General features: G+C 64.2%; 17 protein-coding genes, 1 rRNA gene and 1 pseudogene. 13 read left to right on the top strand and 6 right to left on the bottom strand.

Annotated features, from left to right (window positions below; translation table 11 throughout):
• Positions 1-128: 128 nt before the first annotated feature.
• Together rrf and RHBS_RS12220 are read left to right on the top strand one after the other, a co-directional pair.
• Positions 129-245: ribosomal RNA gene (rrf, locus tag RHBS_RS12215) — 5S ribosomal RNA — on the top strand.
• Between the two features lie 261 nt (positions 246-506).
• A complete protein-coding gene (locus RHBS_RS12220; protein ID WP_236745375.1) occupies positions 507-1,127 on the top strand; it encodes a DUF6188 family protein in 621 nt (206 codons plus the stop codon).
• Here RHBS_RS12220 and RHBS_RS12225 read toward each other — a convergent pair.
• Entirely contained in the window at positions 1,106-1,855 is a 750-nt protein-coding gene (locus RHBS_RS12225; protein WP_237669178.1) for a YqjF family protein, read from the bottom strand. The genes RHBS_RS12220 and RHBS_RS12225 overlap by 22 nt on opposite strands.
• Positions 1,856-1,878: 23 nt before the next feature.
• Positions 1,879-2,742 (bottom strand): SIMPL domain-containing protein, encoded by an 864-nt coding sequence (locus RHBS_RS12230; RefSeq protein ID WP_306303531.1) that lies wholly within the window; start codon positions 2,740-2,742, stop codon positions 1,879-1,881.
• On the opposite strand from RHBS_RS12230, the gene RHBS_RS12235 reads away from it, so the two are divergent.
• Positions 2,635-3,627 (top strand): isopenicillin N synthase family oxygenase, encoded by a 993-nt coding sequence (locus RHBS_RS12235; protein ID WP_128645663.1) that lies wholly within the window; start codon positions 2,635-2,637, stop codon positions 3,625-3,627. The genes RHBS_RS12230 and RHBS_RS12235 overlap by 108 nt on opposite strands.
• Here RHBS_RS12235 and RHBS_RS12240 read toward each other — a convergent pair.
• The gene (locus RHBS_RS12240) at positions 3,621-4,049 is read right to left on the bottom strand and encodes a hypothetical protein (protein ID WP_236745376.1); all 429 of its coding nucleotides are present in this window, start codon (positions 4,047-4,049) and stop codon (positions 3,621-3,623) included. The two genes, RHBS_RS12235 and RHBS_RS12240, sit on opposite strands and share 7 nt — an antisense overlap.
• Positions 4,050-4,083: 34 nt before the next feature.
• Here RHBS_RS12240 and RHBS_RS12245 point away from each other — a divergent pair.
• Positions 4,084-5,150 (top strand): annotated as a pseudogene (locus RHBS_RS12245) (DNA polymerase IV).
• Here RHBS_RS12245 and RHBS_RS12250 read toward each other — a convergent pair.
• Together RHBS_RS12250 and RHBS_RS12255 are read right to left on the bottom strand one after the other, a co-directional pair.
• Positions 5,151-5,855 carry a tellurium resistance protein gene (locus RHBS_RS12250; protein WP_128645665.1) on the bottom strand — a complete coding sequence of 235 codons (705 nt, stop codon included), beginning with the start codon at positions 5,853-5,855 and terminating at the stop codon, positions 5,151-5,153.
• A 125-nt stretch (positions 5,856-5,980) separates the two neighbouring features.
• Positions 5,981-7,732 (bottom strand): pyruvate dehydrogenase, encoded by a 1,752-nt coding sequence (locus tag RHBS_RS12255; protein ID WP_128645666.1) that lies wholly within the window; start codon positions 7,730-7,732, stop codon positions 5,981-5,983.
• A gap of 243 nt (positions 7,733-7,975) precedes the next feature.
• On the opposite strand from RHBS_RS12255, the gene RHBS_RS12260 reads away from it, so the two are divergent.
• Genes RHBS_RS12260 through RHBS_RS12275 form a run of 4 tightly spaced genes read left to right on the top strand, consistent with a single transcriptional unit; the run spans position 7,976 to position 12,159 of the window.
• Positions 7,976-8,713 carry a GntR family transcriptional regulator gene (locus RHBS_RS12260; RefSeq protein ID WP_236745377.1) on the top strand — a complete coding sequence of 246 codons (738 nt, stop codon included), beginning with the start codon at positions 7,976-7,978 and terminating at the stop codon, positions 8,711-8,713.
• 33 nt (positions 8,714-8,746) lie between these two features.
• The gene (locus tag RHBS_RS12265; RefSeq protein ID WP_128645667.1) at positions 8,747-9,748 is read left to right on the top strand and encodes an ADP-ribosylglycohydrolase family protein; all 1,002 of its coding nucleotides are present in this window, start codon (positions 8,747-8,749) and stop codon (positions 9,746-9,748) included.
• A gap of 30 nt (positions 9,749-9,778) precedes the next feature.
• Positions 9,779-11,239 carry a cytosine permease gene (locus RHBS_RS12270; protein WP_128645668.1) on the top strand — a complete coding sequence of 487 codons (1,461 nt, stop codon included), beginning with the start codon at positions 9,779-9,781 and terminating at the stop codon, positions 11,237-11,239.
• Entirely contained in the window at positions 11,236-12,159 is a 924-nt protein-coding gene (locus tag RHBS_RS12275; RefSeq protein ID WP_237669180.1) for a PfkB family carbohydrate kinase, read from the top strand. The genes RHBS_RS12270 and RHBS_RS12275 overlap by 4 nt, the downstream gene beginning before the upstream one ends.
• Here RHBS_RS12275 and RHBS_RS12280 read toward each other — a convergent pair.
• Positions 12,130-12,462, bottom strand: coding sequence for a substrate-binding domain-containing protein (locus RHBS_RS12280; RefSeq protein WP_237669181.1), 333 nt, complete (start codon positions 12,460-12,462; stop codon positions 12,130-12,132). The genes RHBS_RS12275 and RHBS_RS12280 overlap by 30 nt on opposite strands.
• On the opposite strand from RHBS_RS12280, the gene RHBS_RS12285 reads away from it, so the two are divergent.
• The 5 genes from RHBS_RS12285 to RHBS_RS12305 all read left to right on the top strand — a co-directional run.
• Positions 12,462-12,902 carry a carbon-nitrogen hydrolase family protein gene (locus RHBS_RS12285; RefSeq protein ID WP_128645670.1) on the top strand — a complete coding sequence of 147 codons (441 nt, stop codon included), beginning with the start codon at positions 12,462-12,464 and terminating at the stop codon, positions 12,900-12,902. The genes RHBS_RS12280 and RHBS_RS12285 overlap by 1 nt on opposite strands.
• Positions 12,880-13,911: a hypothetical protein gene (locus RHBS_RS12290; protein ID WP_128645671.1), complete on the top strand. Its 1,032-nt coding sequence runs from the start codon at positions 12,880-12,882 to the stop codon at positions 13,909-13,911. The genes RHBS_RS12285 and RHBS_RS12290 overlap by 23 nt, the downstream gene beginning before the upstream one ends.
• Before the next feature lies 1 nt (position 13,912).
• The gene (locus tag RHBS_RS12295) at positions 13,913-15,172 is read left to right on the top strand and encodes an FAD-dependent monooxygenase (protein WP_121873158.1); all 1,260 of its coding nucleotides are present in this window, start codon (positions 13,913-13,915) and stop codon (positions 15,170-15,172) included.
• Complete coding sequence (locus RHBS_RS12300) at positions 15,169-16,599, top strand: MFS transporter (RefSeq protein ID WP_237669182.1); 1,431 nt, start codon at positions 15,169-15,171, stop codon at positions 16,597-16,599. Before RHBS_RS12295 ends, RHBS_RS12300 begins: the two co-directional genes overlap by 4 nt.
• Positions 16,599-17,243: xanthine dehydrogenase family protein subunit M (locus RHBS_RS12305; RefSeq protein ID WP_128645672.1), on the top strand; the 645-nt coding region annotated here is incomplete at its 3' end. The genes RHBS_RS12300 and RHBS_RS12305, both read left to right, overlap by 1 nt.

The following is a 17,243-nucleotide window of genomic DNA, read 5'->3' on the forward strand; positions in this document are numbered from 1 at the left end:
AATATCTGAAACAACACACGTTTCAGGTTGTACCCACAATTGAATGAACCAACATCGTTCACCGAACCCACCGACACGTGGTCATCGGAGACGACCGTTGTGTTCCGTGTGTAACTGTTTCGCAGAGTTACGGCGGCCATAGCGGAGGGGAAACGCCCGGTCCCATTCCGAACCCGGAAGCTAAGCCCTCCAGCGCCGATGGTACTGCACTCGACAGGGTGTGGGAGAGTAGGACACCGCCGAACACAACATCCCAGAACACCCCCCGACCACCAGGTCAGGGGGTGTTCTGCATTTCGAAACCACACCACACCCACACCACCCTCTCGCGGACGAACGCGCACGCATCCGCCATCCGCGCGCGCACAATCGCACCCCGACCACTCACCAATCCCCGCGCACCTGACGAACGCGCGCGCACTTGCCATCCGGCGAGGCTGCCGCGCATCATGCCTCCGGCCAGTCTTCGTGGGCTCCCACGAGATTCTGTGGCACAGTCGACGGCGATGAAACTCGCCGTCGATCAGCTCCGCGTCAGCAGAATTTTGCTCGATTTCGATCTGAGCATCGAATTCGACAACGGTGCCAGCATTGCCTTCAGTGAGGTGACGGTGGATGGCCTCATCGTCGACGAGGACAACCAGTTCGAGGGTCTACGCGCATTCGCGACACTGCACGGTCTTGTATGCGACGACGCAGACTACGACGAATTCGGTGTTCTCCGTCTGACGTTCGAGGGCCGGCAGAGAGTGGTGGCCAGTCCGCGAGACGAAGTCGAATCCTGGGAGTACACCGCCGCGGACGGCTCGACTGTGTTGTGCGGACCGGAAGGGGCCGTGGAGTCGTGGCCTGCACCCGAGCACCCGAAGCCGGTAGTCCCGACCGTCGAGAGGCTTCCTTCCATCGGTGCCACCGTGGTCCGGCTCTCGACTGGCGACGACCCTGCCGTCGAATTCTCGGACAGCACGAAGTTGTTGTTCGACCTTGCCCTCGACGCCGGGTACCTCGTATTGCGGGAAAGTGTGACGTCGAGCTCCATGTCCGACAGTGCTGCTGCAACACCAGGAGATTGGGTTGTCGAACTGTCCTCGGGCCACGTGATCTTCTACCGACCGCGCACTGTGTAGGGCCTACCGAACTGGGTCTCCACACCGGGGGAGTACAGCACCGAGTCCGGGGGCCGGGTACTGACATCGGGTAGGCCTGCAGCTGCCACGAGCTCGTCGGAGCAGTGGGTGAGTTCTGCGTCGACCAGCGGCCAGTGCCGGTGCACATTCGGGACGTACAGCAGGCGTCCGGCCAGTGAGGTGTGTAATCCCCAACGCGCGGTGAGGAACACAGCGAGCGGATCCTCGGACATGTCGCGTGACCCTCTGACGACGCCGAAGTCCGTGGTTGCGCCGCGGTGCGGTGGCGCGAGTCGTCGGCTGCGGTAGCCGATCGTTCGACTGTCGTCGTCGATGTCGATCGATGACCAGCGGTACGGAATGCGAGCGGCATTGGTGCCCACCACGACTGCGAGTCTGGTTGCTTCCAGGGAGCGGAACACGACGCCGCGTCGCCCCTCCGCGTCGACCGAGTACAGGCGCACGTTGATCTCACCGAACGTGCCGAAGTACGGAACGGGGTGACGGTAGCCGAGGCCGGCTCCGACCATGTGGAAGCTGATCAACCCGACCCACGACGAGCCGTCGAATTCGTCGGGTACGCACCCGCGGGGCAACAGCGGTGCGACAGCCGAACTCGGAACCCGCCAATGCAGAAAGACCAGCCGTTCCCATCGCTGATCCATCACGATCGGACGAGGCAGCAGCGGTGGCCGCGGCCAGAGGCGTCGGGCATCGTCTCGATTCATGATTCGAGCGTAGGCGCGAGGCGTCAGGAGGCGGTGAATCGGGCGTGCACACTCGCGGAGATCGTGATGTTCTCCGGCTTGAGTGCAAACCCTGCCGGCGCTGATGTCGCTGCGAACATTCGCGCCGAGGATTCGACGCCACTGTGCTCGGCGACCCCTGGCAGCAGACCGGGATCGGCCACCGCGACAGCGTGCACGCCCGATCGTCCAAGGCTCGACGCGTAGGCCTCGGCCTTGGAGACCGCGTCGCGCACTGCGAGTTCCCGGACCGCGAGGGTGCGAGCAATCCTGCTGGATTCGGTGAGGTCCCAGTCGAAATTGTCGATCGACACTCCCTCGAGTGCGGAGGCTGCGTAGACGAACGCATCCACCAGATCGAGTTGGCTGAACTGCACCTCCACTGACGCCTCGGCTTGATAGACGTACGGCAGTTGTTCTCCGTCGTGATTGAACGGGCGTTGCCGCGAGTGGCGCACCTGGTCCACCGACCACCGATCGATGGGTCCCCCGGCGCTGTTGTAGAGCGGCTCGACCAGTCTCGTGAGCTCTCGGACGAGTTGCTGAGCCGGCTCGGATGCAGACTCTGCAGTGCGACCGTCGGTGCGAACAGTCAGCGCGAGCGTGCACTGTTCGGGCGGGTAAGTGGCTGCGCCGTGACCGACGACGGTGATGTCGAGTGCTTCGGGCTCATGACATTCAGTGTTGCATCCGGGTCCGGCGGTTTCACAGAACCTCGACAGTGCTGGCCGACGCGTCGAGGGAGGAGGACAATCGCGAACATGCTTCCCGTTCTCGATCTCGGTCAGGCCGACGACAACCCCCGTCCGTTCCAGCTGTCCCTGCGCGAAGCAGCTCACCGGTCCGGCTTCTTCTATCTCGTCGGACACGGGATCGAGACCGAACGAATGCACGAGATGCTGCGTCTCGCGCGTGAGTTCTTCGCCGTGCCGGACCACGTCAAGGACGAAATCAGTCAGCTGAAGAGCCCGCACTTCCGCGGCTACTCGCGGGTGGGCGGCGAGCTGACCAACGGCCGAGTGGATTGGCGGGAGCAGGTCGACATCGGTTCCGAACGCCCTGCGATCGACGGAGCGGTGGGGTACTGGAACCTTCAGGGCCCCAATCTGTGGCCCTCGCAGCCAGCAGGATTCAGGGAGACGTTCGAGCAGTGGGAACGCACGGTGTCGGGTCTCGGGCTGAGGCTGCTCCGACACTGGGCGCAGTCACTGGGTGCGCCCGCGAACGTGTTCGACGATGCTTTCGCTACCGCGCCCGCGACGCTGATGAAGGTCGTGCGTTACCCGGGCACTCCCGATCACTCGCAGGGCGTCGGTGCGCACAAGGACTCCGGGGTGTTGACGCTGCTTCTCGTCGAGCCGGACTCGACCGGGCTGCAGGTGGAGACGACTGCCGATACGTGGATCGACGTACCGCCGCTGGACGGGGCCTTCATCGTCAACATCGGTGAACTGTTGGAAGTTGCGACCGGCGGTTATCTACGGGCGACGCGGCATCGGGTGGTCGCGCCAGGGCCCGACAACGACCGGATATCGGTGCCACACTTTCTGAGTCCAGCTCTCGATGCGCTCGTCCCGGTGATCGAACTGCCGGCCGAGTTGGCCCGGCAGTCCCGGGGAGTCGAGAACGATCCCGCCAATCCCATCTACAGCACCTACGGCGAGAACGCGTGGAAGTCCCGAACGCGAGCACACCCCGACGTGGCGCAGTTGCACCACGGCATCGCTGCGGCCGGTCGGCAGTCCGCCTACTGATTCCGAGTGCGGCCCCGACGTGATGCGCGGAAATGCGCCCATGCCCCCGTGCACCACAGCGCCCACACGATCAGCAGTGGCTGGAACAGCAAGCGGATTCCTCGGGCCGTATCGGTGTCCAGGCCGAACGCGTCGGTGTGTGTGACGAACTGCGAAATGTTGCCGGGGAAGACCGCGACGAAGAACGCCGCGACCACCCAACCGACGAGTGGCGCGCGAGCGGTCCAGAACAGCAGTGCCAAGCCGAGCGCGATCTCCACGACGCCCGATGCCAGCACGACGAAGTCGGTACTGATCGGGACCCAGGTCGGCACCTGGGCGGCGAAGGTGCTCCTCGCCCAGAAGAGATGACTGAGGCCGGCGAAGACGAGGAACGCCCCCAACACGACCCGCCCGATAGTGCGAGAAATCGATTTCGTCATGGCGTCATCAGACACCACGGGCACACTGAACACCATGACCGGGAGCGCTTCGACCGACTTCGCTCGTCGCCGATGGGTACTGCACGTCGACCTCGATCAGTTCATCGCCGCCGTGGAAGTGCTCCGCAATCCGGATCTGGCGGGCAAAGCGGTAGTGGTCGGCGGTAGGGGAGACCCGACCGAGCGCGGGGTGGTGTCGACGGCCTCGTACGAGGCGCGTGCGAAGGGCGTCGGATCCGGAATGCCACTGCGCGTCGCCGCAAAGAAGATTCCCGACGCCATCTTCCTCCCCGTGGACAAGCCGGCGTACGACGAGGCGTCGGTGCTCGTGATGGACACTCTGCGGACGTTGGGATTCGTCGTCGAGGTGATCGGTTGGGACGAGGCATTTCTCGGTGTGGAGACCGATGACCCCGAGGGCGTGGCGAAGACAGTGCACGACGCGGTCTTCGACGCGACGGGGCTGCATTGCTCGGTGGGCATCGGGGACAACAAGTTACGAGCCAAGATCGCCACCGACTTCGACAAGCCGCAGGGTATCTACCGGCTGACGCAGGACAACTGGTTCGAGGTGATGGGCGATCTCAGTACCGATGCGCTGTGGGGGATCGGCAAGAAGATCTCGAAGAGGCTGACCGCCCTCGGCATCTCGACAGTCCGAGAACTGGCCGATGCCGAGGACGCGGACCTCGCCGCCGCGTTCGGACCGAAGATCGGTCCGTGGCTCGGTACGAAAGGGCGAGGCGTCGATCTCGCACCGGTGACGTCCGAGCCGTGGGTCGCACGGTCGCACAGCCGCGAGGTCACGTTCCAGAGCAACGTCGCCGATTGGGCGATCATCCGAGACGAAGTCGCGGCTTTGACGTCGACGGTGTTGGCCGACATCGAAGCGAGAACCGACCCGCCGTTCGGGCTGCACTGAAGATCCGCTACGCGCCGTTCGAGACGCATACCGTCAGCGCACCGATCGTCGGCGCGCCCACCTTCGACCCGGAAATCCTGACCTCCGCTGCAGTGGCCCTCGTCGACCGCCTCGACCACACGAGAGAGGTTCGACTGATCGGCGTCCGGCTGGAAATGACTCCGCCGCAACCTCTCTGACTACTTGCGGCCCGCCGCCCAGCGAAGTCCCCAACCGTACTTCTTGTCGAGGTCGGCCTGGCTGCCCTGGATGTACTCGACCTCGCGGGTGACGGTGATCCCCGCAGAGGTGTTCTCCAACAATGCGATCGAGCAGATTCGCGCGGAGTTCTCGGCCGAGTCGAGGCGTACCTCCACCTGCGGTCCGCTGGTGGGGTACAGCGTCACCACCCCGTCCACGGCGGCCCAGTTCGGTGCGCCGTCGTAGATCATCGCGAAGATCAGGATGCGGGCGAACTTCTCGGGATGGGCGAGGTTGATGTGCATGTTCTCGCCGCCGCTGACCGAACCGGAGCGGTCGTCGCCGTCGAGCGCGATGAACGGGGCGTCCTGCAGCGAGCCGAAGCTGTTGCCGAGTGCCTGGACGACGCCCTTGGAACCGTCACGCAGTTCGTAGAGGCAGCCGAGGTCGAGGTCTACACCGCCGGAGCCGTACGACGCCGCAGCCAACTTGGCCAGGAAGCCCTTCTTCTTCGGCTGCGCCGCGGGTGCGCCGGTCGACCAGTTCAGGTTGACCCGCATCGAACCCTGCTTCTCGCCGGACTTGGTGAGGCTGATCGTCGGTGACGCCTTGGACAGCGTGACTTTGCTCAGACTGACGGGAGCTCCAGGTTGCTGCGATGGGTTCTGCCCCGTCGAGGGCTTGCGGGTGTAGTCGATGGCCATAGTGGAGCCTTCCGGAACAGTCGGTGACCGGATCGGGTGTCCGGTTTGGGCGGTCCGTCGAGAATAACCGCACGTCCGACGGTCCCGGTGTTCGCACCGACCTCGAGCTTCATCGCGACAGCGATCTACGGCCGAGGCACGTTGCGCAGATTCGACTTGGCCATCCGAACCGCTTCGCCGACACCGCCGTTGAGCACCACCTTGCTCATCGCGAGTGCGAATCCCTTGATCTGCTCCCCGGTTATGGTCGGTGGGACGGACAGCGCGAGCGGATCGGTGATCAGCTGAACCAGCGCGGGACCGTCGACGGCGAACGCGGTCTCGAGTGCGCCGCGGATGTCCTCGGGCCGATCGACGCGTTGTGCGTGGATACCCGCAGCTGCGGCGATACCGGTGTAGTCGACCTGCGGTACGTCGACTCCGAAGTCGGGCAGACCGTCGACGAGCATCTCGGCTTTGACCATGCCCAGTGTGGAGTTGTCGAACAGCACGATCTTGACGGGCAGCTTGTACATCGCGACTGTGAGGAGTTCGGAGAGCAGCATCGAGAATCCGCCGTCGCCAGAGATCGAGACGACCTGGCGGCCCGGATTGGCGAACTGCGCTCCGATGGCGTGCGGCAGGGCATTGGCCATCGAACCGTGCAGCATCGACGCGACGAACGCCCTTCTGCCGGTGGGGTTGATGTAGCGCGCGGTCCACACGTTGCACATGCCGGTGTCGGTGGTGAACACGGCGTCGTCGGCGGCGAGGTCGTCGAGCACCGACGCGGCGTACTCGGGATGGATGGGGACCAGCTTCTCGGCGTTGCGGGTGTACGCGCCGACGGTCTTGCCCATCAGGTCGTTGTGCTTGTCCACCCACTTCTCCACGTAGCGGCGATCGGTCTTGCGAGTGACCAACGGCTGCAGGGCATTCAGCGTCGCGAGGACATCACCGTGAATCGGGTACTGCACCGAGGTTCGACGCCCCAGCTTCGTCGGATCGATGTCGATCTGTGCAGTCGTAACGTCCTCCGGCAGAAACTGCTGGTAAGGAAAATCGGTGCCGAGCAGGATGAGCAGATCCGCGTCGTGAATCCCGGCATGGGCCGCACCGTATCCCAGCAACCCTGTCATCCCCACGTCGTACGGGTTGTCGTACTGGATGAACTCCTTGCCGCGCAACGAATGTCCGACGGGAGCGCCGATGGTGTCGGCGAACGCGACCACCTCGTCGTGGGCACCCTTGACTCCGTAGCCGGCGAAGATGGCAACCTTCTCGGCGTTGTTGATGGCGTCGGCCAGCTTCTGGATGTCCGCCGCAGGCGGTGTCACGATCGGTGTGGACGGAATGGCGATCGGATCCATCGTGCCGGCGGCCGACAGCTCGGCGATGTCGCCGGGAAGCGTCAACACGGACACTCCGCCGCCGGTGACGGCTGCGTTGATCGCTGCTCGGAACACCCGGGGAGCCTGCTCGGCGGTGGAGACGAATTCGTTGTAGAGCGAGCATTCACCGAAGAGGCGGTCGGGGTGCGTCTCCTGGAAGTAGCCCGAGCCGATCTCGCTGCTGGGAATGTGCGACGCGATCGCCAGAACCGGTGCGCCGGAACGATGTGCGTCGTACAGGCCGTTGATCAGGTGCAGGTTTCCGGGTCCACACGAGCCCGCGCAGACGGCGAGTGCGCCGGTGGTCTGCGCGTCGGCCGACGCAGCGAAGGCCGCGGCTTCCTCGTGCCGGACGTGAATCCAGTCGATGCCGCCCTTGGCCGATCCGCCGGTGCGACGCACTGCGTCGACCACCGGATTGAGACTGTCGCCGACGATGCCGTAGATGCGCTGTACGCCGGCGTCGACGAGTCCTCGAACGAGTTGATCGGCCACTGTGGTCGGCATTGATTCTCCTCAAAATTCGGTGACGCACCGATGTGCCTCGGCCGCGTCTTCTCGACGCCTTCCCTGCGTGGAGGGCCTGTCAAACATCCTGGGTACGCGGAGGCAGCCCGTCAAGGGGAAAGCGCTGGTCGAGCATTGTGGCGATCTGCGTCACGTCGCGATGTTCCCTGAAGTGCTCGTGCCCGTTCCCGTCAAATTGAACAGGCTCTGTACAGGTTCACTTTTGGGATGTACGGTACTGACATGACCGAGCCCGCTATGACTCAGCGCACATCGGAGCGTGCGCGGCACAAGCGCCATCAGGTGCTCGCCTCACTCAAGAACACCATCGAGTCCGGCGACATCCCCTCGGGTTCGTTCCTGCCAGGAGAGAACGAACTGGCCCGCGAGTTCTCGGTCAGTCGTGGAACCATTCGCTCTGCACTCAGTGAGTTGGAAGATCAGAAGCTCATCGAGAAGCGCAGCGGCATAGGATCGCTCGTCACCTTCGATGGCCATCAGATCGAGACCGCCGACGGATGGGCACGGGCGCTGTCGTCTGCGGGCGTCGAGATGCACACCAGTACTCTCCGGGTCGAGCGCATCGTCGATCCCGAGTTGGCAGCCGAGGCCGGTACTTCCACACTGAACTTCGTTGCCGTCGACCGAGTGCGGCACGTGGTCGACGGGCGTCCGGTGTCGTTGGAGCGCAGCCGTATCCCAGCACTCGGACCGCTCGCGGACCTGCCCGAGAACGGATTGGTGGGCGACTCGCTGACGGCAACCTTGAGGTCCGCGGGGCTCGTGGCTGCCAGTGGCGAGCAATGGGTCTCGGTGGTTCCTGTCGACGCGGCCGATGCAGCCGTTCTCGAAGTGCCGGTGAGCACCCCTTACCTGCACAGCATTCGTGTCAGTAGAGACGCGTCGGGTCGGTTCGTGGAGAAAGTCGTCAGTCTGCTTGCACCCGACCGCTTTCGGCTCCATCTCTCTTTCAATTCCTGAACGATCACCCCACTCTCGGCAAGGACTGTTTCGATGTCTGCTTCACGCGATCGCGCCCTCGGGGCCTTCTACGGTCTGGCGTTGGGCGATGCGCTGGGAATGCCGACACAATCGATGTGCCGCAGGGACATTGCCGAGGACTACGGCCAGTTGCGCGGATTCGTCGACGCCGGCCCGCGCCAGTTCATCGCTCACGGAATGTCTGCCGGTTCGATCACCGACGATACCGAGCAAGCGATCATGTTGGCGCAGTTGATCATCGACGGTGCCGGTGTCGTAGACCCGACCGCGTTCGCGCACGCCCTGATTGCCTGGGAAGCGCGAATGAAGGCACGTGGATCGCTCGACCTCCTCGGTCCGTCGACCAAGCGCGCCGTCGAACGTATTCTCGACGGAGCGGATCCGACCGAAGCCGGTAGATTCGGCAGCACGAACGGCGCGGCCATGCGCATCACCCCTGCGGCAATTGCAGCCTCGCTGGACGGCGGCATGAGCTCGTTCGTCGACGCGATCTACCGATGCAGCTTCGTCACTCACAATACTTCCCTCGGAATAGGTTCTGCCGCAGCGGTTGCCGGCGCGATCAGTGCCGGCATCGCGGGCGCGGACCTACCCGAAGCAGTCGACATCGGTGTTGCTGCTGCGGCCGAGGGCACCACCCGCGGATACTGGGTTGCCGGTGGAGACATCGCGACCCGAATCGAGTGGGCGGTCCAGTTGGTCGGTACCACCACCGACGAACACATCACGGACACGGTCGCCGACATCGTCGGCACGTCCGTTGCGTCACAGGAATCAGTGGTAGCGGCCTTTGCTCTGGCCGTTGCGTACGACGACCCGTGGGACGTCGTACTGGCAGCCGCCACCATCGGCGGCGACACCGACACCATCGCAGCGATAGCAGGTGCTGTCCGCGGTGCCGTCGGTGGCCTGGCAGCGTGGCCCGGCGAAGCGATTCGAACGGTCATCGACGTCAACTCGCTCGATCTCGAGCCCCTCGTCGACCGGCTGCTCGCTCTCCGTAATACGAACTGACACAGTTCGACTCACTCTTGGAGCACAACCATGACCCCTTCCTCCTCCGTCTCGGAAACTACAGCTGACGCACTGTCGCTGGAGACTCGCGGCATCGAGCCTGTCCCGGACAACGAGCGCAACGGTAATCCGCTACAACTGTTCTGGGTGTGGTTCGCCGCGAACATTTCCATCCTGGGTCTCCCGCTCGGCGCCACTCTCGTGGTCTTCACCGGGCTGAACATCTGGCAGGCGCTGATCGTGGCGCTGATCGGTGCCGCCGGATCCTTCGCCATCGTCGGCATCGTCTCGATCGCAGGTAAACGCGGTGGTGCCCCCAGTCTCACACTGTCGCGGGCCACATTCGGGGTCCGAGGCAACATCGGACCCACATTGGTGTCGTTGATGTCGCGGCTCGGTTGGGAAACCGTCAACACCACCACCGCAGCATTCGTGCTGCTGTCGATCTTCACTCTGGTCTTCGGTGGATCCGGTGCCGCGAAAGATCACCCTGTCGTGACGATCGTGTCCATCGTCGTCTTCATCGTGCTCACGCTCGTCGTCAGCGGGCTGGGACACTCGGCGATACTCGTCATCCAGCGCTGGTCGACGTGGGTTTTCGGTGCCCTGAACATCTTCGTTGCAGTCTTCTTGATCGCCACCGTCGACTGGACCGCTGTGACGAGTACCCCGGCCGGATCGATCAGCGCGATGGTCATCGGTATCGGAACCATCGCCGCCGGAACAGGTATCGGCTGGGCCAACGCCGGAGCCGACATGTCGCGCTATCAGCGCAAGAGCGTCGGAGCCGGTTCGTTGGTGCTGTCCAGTGCGGCGGGTGCCGGTATTCCGCTCGTACTGCTGATCGGACTCGGCGCACTGCTCTCGGCCGGCGACAACAGCCTCGCTTCGGCGTCGGATCCGGTCGCAGCGATCCGGGAGATTCTGCCGGCCTGGATGGCCGTTCCGTACCTGATCACCGCATTCGGCGGATTGCTTCTGTCCAATCATCTTTCGGTCTACTCGGCCAGTCTGACCACGTTGACACTCGGCTTCCGGATCAAGCGGGTCTACGCGGTCGCAGTCGACGTGTTCGTCACGTTCGTCGGTGCGATCTACTTCATGCTGATCTCCGACGGTTTCTACGGCCCGTTCATCACGTTCATCTCGGTTCTCGCGGTTCCGCTCACGGCATGGCTCGGGGTGTTCATGTCCGACATGATCAAGCGCAAGACCTACGACGCGGCATCGATCATGAACATCGGGAACACCAGCCGCTATTGGTATTCCGGCGGAGTCAACTGGTACGCGTTCGTGAGCTGGGCAGCGGGCATCGTCGTCGGGTTCCTGTTCACAGCCATCGCCGTGGACGGCGACGTCATCTACACCGGGCCGTTGTCGGGCAGCTGGATCGGTGACAACGGTCTCGGCTGGGTCGCGTCGTTCGTGGTCGCCGCCGGTCTGTACCTCGCCACCGGGGGAGCGCGCCGCACCGAGACCGTAGCGCGGTGAGTCCACGGCTGATCCACACCGGCCAAGTCATCGTCGACGTCGTGATGGCCGTCCCCGAGGTCCCGACTCCGGGCGGAGACGTCGTGGCAACGTCACTGAACGAGACTGCTGGAGGCGGCCTCAACGTCATGGTGGCTGCGATTCGCGATGACCTTCCCGTCGTCTTCGCCGGTAGGTTCGGTTCGGGTCACTACGGCTCGATCGTCCGAGACGCGCTCGCCGTCAGCGGGGCCCACGTGGTCAATGGTCAACCACTGCAGAAGGATTCGGGGTTCTGCATCGCCCTGGTCGACGCGAATGCCGAGCGAACATTTGTGACGTACCCGGGAGCCGAGGCCGAATTGAGCGTTGCGGACCTGGACGCAACCGGAGTTCGAGGCGGTGATCTGGTGTACGTCACCGGCTACGGACTGGCACACGAGAGCAACGCTGCGGCACTGACGAACTGGCTTCCGACGCTGCCGGACGAAGTCGTGGTCTTGTTCGATCCGTCTCCGCTGATCGAGACTCTGGACCGATGCGTCGTGGACGCCGTACTCGCTCGGGCCGACATCGTGAGTGTCAATCTGCGCGAGGGTGCGCTCATGACGGGTGCGGTCGACATCGATTCCATCGCGATCGGATTGGCCGAGCGGGTGCGCTCTGGGGCATCGGTGGTACTGCGTACCGGTCCGGAGGGGTGCCGGATCGCGAGCGTCGGACGGCCGTCCCGGTCGGTGCCCGGGTTTGCGGTGAAGGCGGTCGACTCCAACGGTGCAGGCGACGCGCACGCCGGTGTGTTGTTGGCAGGACTGTCGCGCGGACTCGACCTGTACGAGGCGGCATTGCGGGCGAATGCTGCTGCAGCGCTTGCCGTCACCGAACGTGGACCAGCGACGGCCCCGCTTCGATCACGTACCGACGCGTTGGTCGGAGAGTGAGGGGGCAGTTCGCCCCGGAACGGTGGAGTCGCGGACGACCAGTGTCGGTGTGAGTGCCACCGAGGACACCGGTAGTCCGTGGGTGACGGCCAACAGCATTTCGGCTGCGCGTGTGCCGATTTCGCGGTGCGGACTGTGAATTGTCGTCAAAGGCACCGTCAGTTCGCTGCAGATCGAGATGTCGTTGTAGCCGACGACGGCGATGTCGCGTCCCGGCTGCAATTCCGCTTCGCGCAGCACGCCGAGGACTCCGATGGCGCTGAAATCGTTGGTCGCGAAGATCGCCGTCGGAGGTTTCGGCAATGCCCACCATCGGCGTCGTGATCTGCTACGAGGCAGGGTTCCCCGAGACGGTCCGAGACCTCGTCCAGCGAGGAGCCGATGTGATCGCCGTACCGTCGGCCTTCGGACACGTCCGTTTGCACGTGTGGAAGCTGCTCACTCGCTCCCGAGCACTCGAGAACGGCGTCGTCGTCGCGGCCGCCGGACTCACCGGACAGACCGGCGACGGCCCACGGTTCGCGGGCCACAGCGTGATCGTCGGACCGCAGGGGCGCACCATCGTCGAGATGGACGAGAGCGTCGGATCGGTCTCGGCGACAGTGACTCGCCGTGAGTTGCTCGACGCACGCGACGAAGTGCCTTATCTGAAAGACCTTGCCCGCCTGGGCGGAATCACCGACAACGATTCAACCGAGAACCCTCACGAGAGGAACCGAGATGTTCGATCTGCGATCAGCTGATCTCCTGCGCGCGTTCACCCGTCAGCTCGAGCTGTGCAAAGTTCAGCCAGGAGAGCAGGTGGTGATTCTCGCGGAGCCGTCGAGCCGCGGTGATTACGTCTCGGCTGCATTCGGGGCGGCTCAGAGTTTGGGCGCACAGGTACTCTCGGCCACCGTTCCCTGCGGCAGTCCGGCACCGATGCCGAGCACCCACACCGGTGCCGGCCCCGGTCTGGTGTCGGTCATGAACAGTTCGGTCGCTCAGGACATGCTCAAGGGAGCCGATCTCGTGGTCGATCTGACCAGCGAGGGCTTCATCCACGCTCCCATCCAGCAGGAGATCCTGGCCGCCGGAACACGCATCATTTTCGTGTGCGACGCCCCGGACGTGCTCATCAGGAACATGCCGCAGGACGGCGACAAGGAACGGGTGCAGGCAGGCGTCGATCTGATCCGCAACGGTTCGACGATGCGCATCACCAACGAGGCCGGCACCGATCTCACCGTGCAACTGAGCAATTCGCAGCCCGAGTTCCAGGTGGGCTTCGCCGACGACAAGGGACGCTGGGATCACTGGCCGTCGACCATGGTGTTGTGTTGGCCGGAGATCTCCAACGGACAGATCGTGTTGTCCGAGGGCGACATCCTGCTGCCGTTCAAGGAGTACGTCCGCGACAGGACAACACTGACCGTCACCAACGGACACATCGACGAGGTCACCGGCGGTGGCGAGGCGGCTCTGCTCAACATGTTCTTCGCCGACTCCAACGACAAATGGGCGCGCTACCTGTCCCACATGGGTTGGGGATTGATGAAGACCGGAGACTGGTTCGCGGCCGCGATGTACGGCAAGGACGACATCATGGGCATGGACGCCCGAGCCTTCGCCGGCAGCTTCCTGTGGTCCACCGGCCCGCACCCCGTACTCGGCCGAGACTCCTACGCACACCTCGACATCGGAATGCGCGCCTGCACCGTATCCATCGACGGCATCGACGTCGTCACCGAAGGCCGATTGGTGGAGAACTGACATGGCACCGATCGAAGTGGTCGTCGCAGGCGGCGGTCTGGGCGGGCTGACCGCGGCGCTCTCGCTGCGACACAGAGGAATCCAGGTGACGGTACTCGAAGCCGCCGCCGAACTCGGCGAGGTCGGTGCCGGCATCCAGACCGCACCGAACGCGAGCCGCATCCTGATAGCCCTCGGTATGCGCGAGAAGCTCGAAGCGATCAAGACCGAACCGATGGACCAGGTGCGTAGGCGCTGGGAGAACGGCAAGGTCATCGCGCTCACCGCGCTCGGCGAATACTGCAAGAAGACCTTCAACGCGCCGTATTGGCACTACCACCGTGCGGACCTGCACTCCGCCATCCATGCACAGTGCCTCGACCCCGACGGCCCGGGCCCGGTCGTGGTGTTCGAGACCGACGCGAAGGTCGTCGAGGTCGACCGCACCAATCCGATGCGGCCCGTCGCGGTGACCGGAGCAGGACGTCGATACGAATCGGATCTGCTCATCGGAGCCGACGGAATCCGCTCGACGGTACGCGATCTCATCGGCCTGCCCGACACGTTGGTGTTCTCCGGCGAAATGGCCTATCGCGCACTCATTCCGGGTGATCGCATCGTCAAGGACCCGGCGACCCGCTGGCTCGTCGACCGATACCAGAGCACCATCTGGTACGGACCCGACCGACACCTGGTGCACTACATGATCCGAAACGGCGAATACCTCAATGTCGTTGCGCTGGCACCGTGTACCGACGAGGTCCGCGACGGTGGACCACGGCTCGTCGGGCCCGAGGAACTGATGGCGACGTTCCCCGACTGGGACGACCGCGCCCACGCGATGCTGTCCAAGGCCGACGAGAACGTGCTGTGCCAGGCGCTCTACTACCGCAGGCCCGACCCGCGTTGGACCGACGGCCGCGTAGCGCTGCTGGGCGATGCCTGCCACGCCATGCTGCCGTACCAGGCGCAAGGTGCCTCGCAGGCCATGGAAGATGCCGCCGTGCTGGCCGAGGAACTCGCGAAGGTGACCTCGAGCGGAATCGACGACGCGTTGGCGCGCTACGTCTTTCGCCGGGCCCGGCACGCACGGATGGTGCAGGACGCGAGCCTGCAGAACAAGACCTTCTACCACATACCCGATGGACCCGAGCAGCAGAAGCGGGACGCGACACTGGCGTCGTTCGATGGGGAGTCCGACATCTCGTACGACTGGCTGTGGAGCGGTACCCCGCTCGACGACAGCGACGACGAGAAATTCCATTACTCGTTCGTCCGATGACGACCTCGGACCACAACACCGCGCCGGAGGCTGCGATGAAGACTGGTGATCAGGTAGTACAGGAACTCCCCTGGAAATGGGGTGTGCAGGGCAAGATCTTCATCATCGGCGGACTGGGTTACATGTTCGACGCCTGGGACGTGGCGCTGAACGGTTTCTTGACGCCGCTGCTCGGAAGTTACTGGGATCTGTCCCAGGCCGAGCGCGGGCTCGTCGCCACCGGCAACCTGATCGGCATGGCCGTCGGAGCCGTCGTGTGGGGAACGATCGCAGACAGGGTCGGGCGTAAGCGTGCATTCTCGTTGACGCTGTTGATCTTTGCGCTGTTCTCCGTCCTCGGTGCTTTCGCGCCGAACTTCGAGATCTTCATCATCCTGCGGTTCCTCGCAGGGTTCGGCCTCGGCGGCTGCATCCCGGTGGACTACGCGTTGGTCAGCGAATTCTCGCCCCGCCGCATTCGCGGCAAGATTCTGTCCGCGATGGACGTCTGGTGGCCGATCGGTGCCACCATCTGCGGCGTCGTGGCAACACTTCTGGTCCCGATCGACGGTGATGTTCGCTGGCGCTACATGCTGCTGTTCATGGTTCTGCCTGCGCTGCTGCTGTTCTGGGTCCGACGCGGCATCCCGGAGTCACCCATCTACCTCGCCAAGGTCGGGCGAGAAGCCGAGGCCCGCGCCGTCATCGACGACATGGTGACCCGCACCGGATCCGAGGCCGTCGAGTACGTCATCGTCGCCGACACCGCCCCGAAGGGACCGGGCGGCATGAAAGCTGCTCTCACACAGCTCAAGTCGGTCTGGCGCTACAGCCCGCGCATCACCGCCGCGGCCTGGATGCTGTTCGTGTCGATCATGCTGCTCTACTACGCAGCGCTGAGCTGGATGCCATCCATCCTCCGCGCCGAGGGCTACGGTGAGTTCGCAGCCTTCGCCGGTACGACGCTCATGACCGGAGTCGGCATCGTCGGTGTGCTCACCTCGGCGTTCATCGTGGAGATCTTCGGACGCAAATGGGTCATCGGGCTGTCCGGCCCGATTGCGGGTAGTGCGCTGGTCATGTTCGCCGTCATGCTCGACATTCAATCCGCTGCGCTGATCTGGCTCGGCATCTTCGGCTTCGTCATTCAGCTGACCATTCCGGTGCTCTACTGCTACGTCTCGGAGCTGTATCCCACCAATATTCGCGCTTCGGGATTCGGCTACGCGTCCTCGGTGAGCCGGGTGGCCACGGGCTTCGCGCCACTGCTCTTCGGCTCCGTGATGTGGCCGATCCTGGGTCTTCCGTTGACCTTCGGCATCGTCACCGCGTTCGTGTTGTTCGCGGTGATCTGGATGGCGTACTTCGCACCGGAGACCAAGGGACGCGAACTCGACACCCTCGTCGACGAACCCACCGAGGTAGTCGCAGGCGAGGCTCGGGTCTGATGAAGCCCGCACAGTTCGACTACCACCGGGCGCGCGATGTCTCGGGTGCAGTGCGGCTGCTGGCCGAGCTGGGCGAGGACGCGAAGATCATCGCCGGAGGCCAGTCCTTGGTCGCCATGATGAACTTCCGCCTCGCCCGGCCCGGGCACCTGATCGACGTGGGTGGGTTGAACACTCTGCGATACATCCGCCGAGAATCCGACGGCCTGCACATCGGAGCGCTCACCACCCACCACGACGTCGAATCCGGTCACGTGGGAACGGACTTCGCTGTTCTTCGCGACGCCATGCGGTGGGTGGGGCACTACCCGATCCGTACCCGCGGCACCGTCGGGGGCAGCATCGCCCATGCGGACGCCACCGCAGAATGGTGCCTGCTCGCCATCCTGCTCGACGCCCGGATCGTCGTCGAGAGCGTGCGGGGGCGGCGAACCGTCGAGGCGGACGCGTTCTTCTTCGGGTACTACTCCACCGATCTCGCGTTCGACGAGATGATCGTCGAGATCGTGTTCCCGAACCCGGCACCGCACGCAGCAGTGACCGAATATGCCGAGCGACAGGGCGATTTCGCGATCGTGGGTGCAGCGGTGTCCCTCGATCTCGACGGGGTGGCCGTGGTCGGCGGACGCGTCGCCCTCGCGGGA

The sequence above is a fragment of the Rhodococcus sp. BS-15 genome (assembly GCF_000813105.1).
Taxonomy (GTDB): domain Bacteria; phylum Actinomycetota; class Actinomycetes; order Mycobacteriales; family Mycobacteriaceae; genus Rhodococcoides.

Excerpts from the sequence above, each read along its gene's own strand:
- RHBS_RS12220 (WP_236745375.1), top strand. The coding sequence starts at position 507 with ATGAAACTCGCCGTCGATCAGCTCCGCGTCAGCAGAATTTTGCTCGAT.
- RHBS_RS12225 (WP_237669178.1), bottom strand. The coding sequence starts at position 1,855 with ATGAATCGAGACGATGCCCGACGCCTCTGGCCGCGGCCACCGCTGCTG.
- RHBS_RS12235 (WP_128645663.1), top strand. The coding sequence starts at position 2,635 with ATGCTTCCCGTTCTCGATCTCGGTCAGGCCGACGACAACCCCCGTCCG.
- RHBS_RS12240 (WP_236745376.1), bottom strand. The coding sequence starts at position 4,049 with ATGACGAAATCGATTTCTCGCACTATCGGGCGGGTCGTGTTGGGGGCG.
- RHBS_RS12250 (WP_128645665.1), bottom strand. The coding sequence starts at position 5,855 with ATGGCCATCGACTACACCCGCAAGCCCTCGACGGGGCAGAACCCATCG.
- RHBS_RS12255 (WP_128645666.1), bottom strand. The coding sequence starts at position 7,732 with ATGCCGACCACAGTGGCCGATCAACTCGTTCGAGGACTCGTCGACGCC.
- RHBS_RS12260 (WP_236745377.1), top strand. The coding sequence starts at position 7,976 with ATGACCGAGCCCGCTATGACTCAGCGCACATCGGAGCGTGCGCGGCAC.
- RHBS_RS12265 (WP_128645667.1), top strand. The coding sequence starts at position 8,747 with ATGTCTGCTTCACGCGATCGCGCCCTCGGGGCCTTCTACGGTCTGGCG.
- RHBS_RS12270 (WP_128645668.1), top strand. The coding sequence starts at position 9,779 with ATGACCCCTTCCTCCTCCGTCTCGGAAACTACAGCTGACGCACTGTCG.
- RHBS_RS12285 (WP_128645670.1), top strand. The coding sequence starts at position 12,462 with ATGCCCACCATCGGCGTCGTGATCTGCTACGAGGCAGGGTTCCCCGAG.
- RHBS_RS12290 (WP_128645671.1), top strand. The coding sequence starts at position 12,880 with ATGTTCGATCTGCGATCAGCTGATCTCCTGCGCGCGTTCACCCGTCAG.
- RHBS_RS12295 (WP_121873158.1), top strand. The coding sequence starts at position 13,913 with ATGGCACCGATCGAAGTGGTCGTCGCAGGCGGCGGTCTGGGCGGGCTG.
- RHBS_RS12300 (WP_237669182.1), top strand. The coding sequence starts at position 15,169 with ATGACGACCTCGGACCACAACACCGCGCCGGAGGCTGCGATGAAGACT.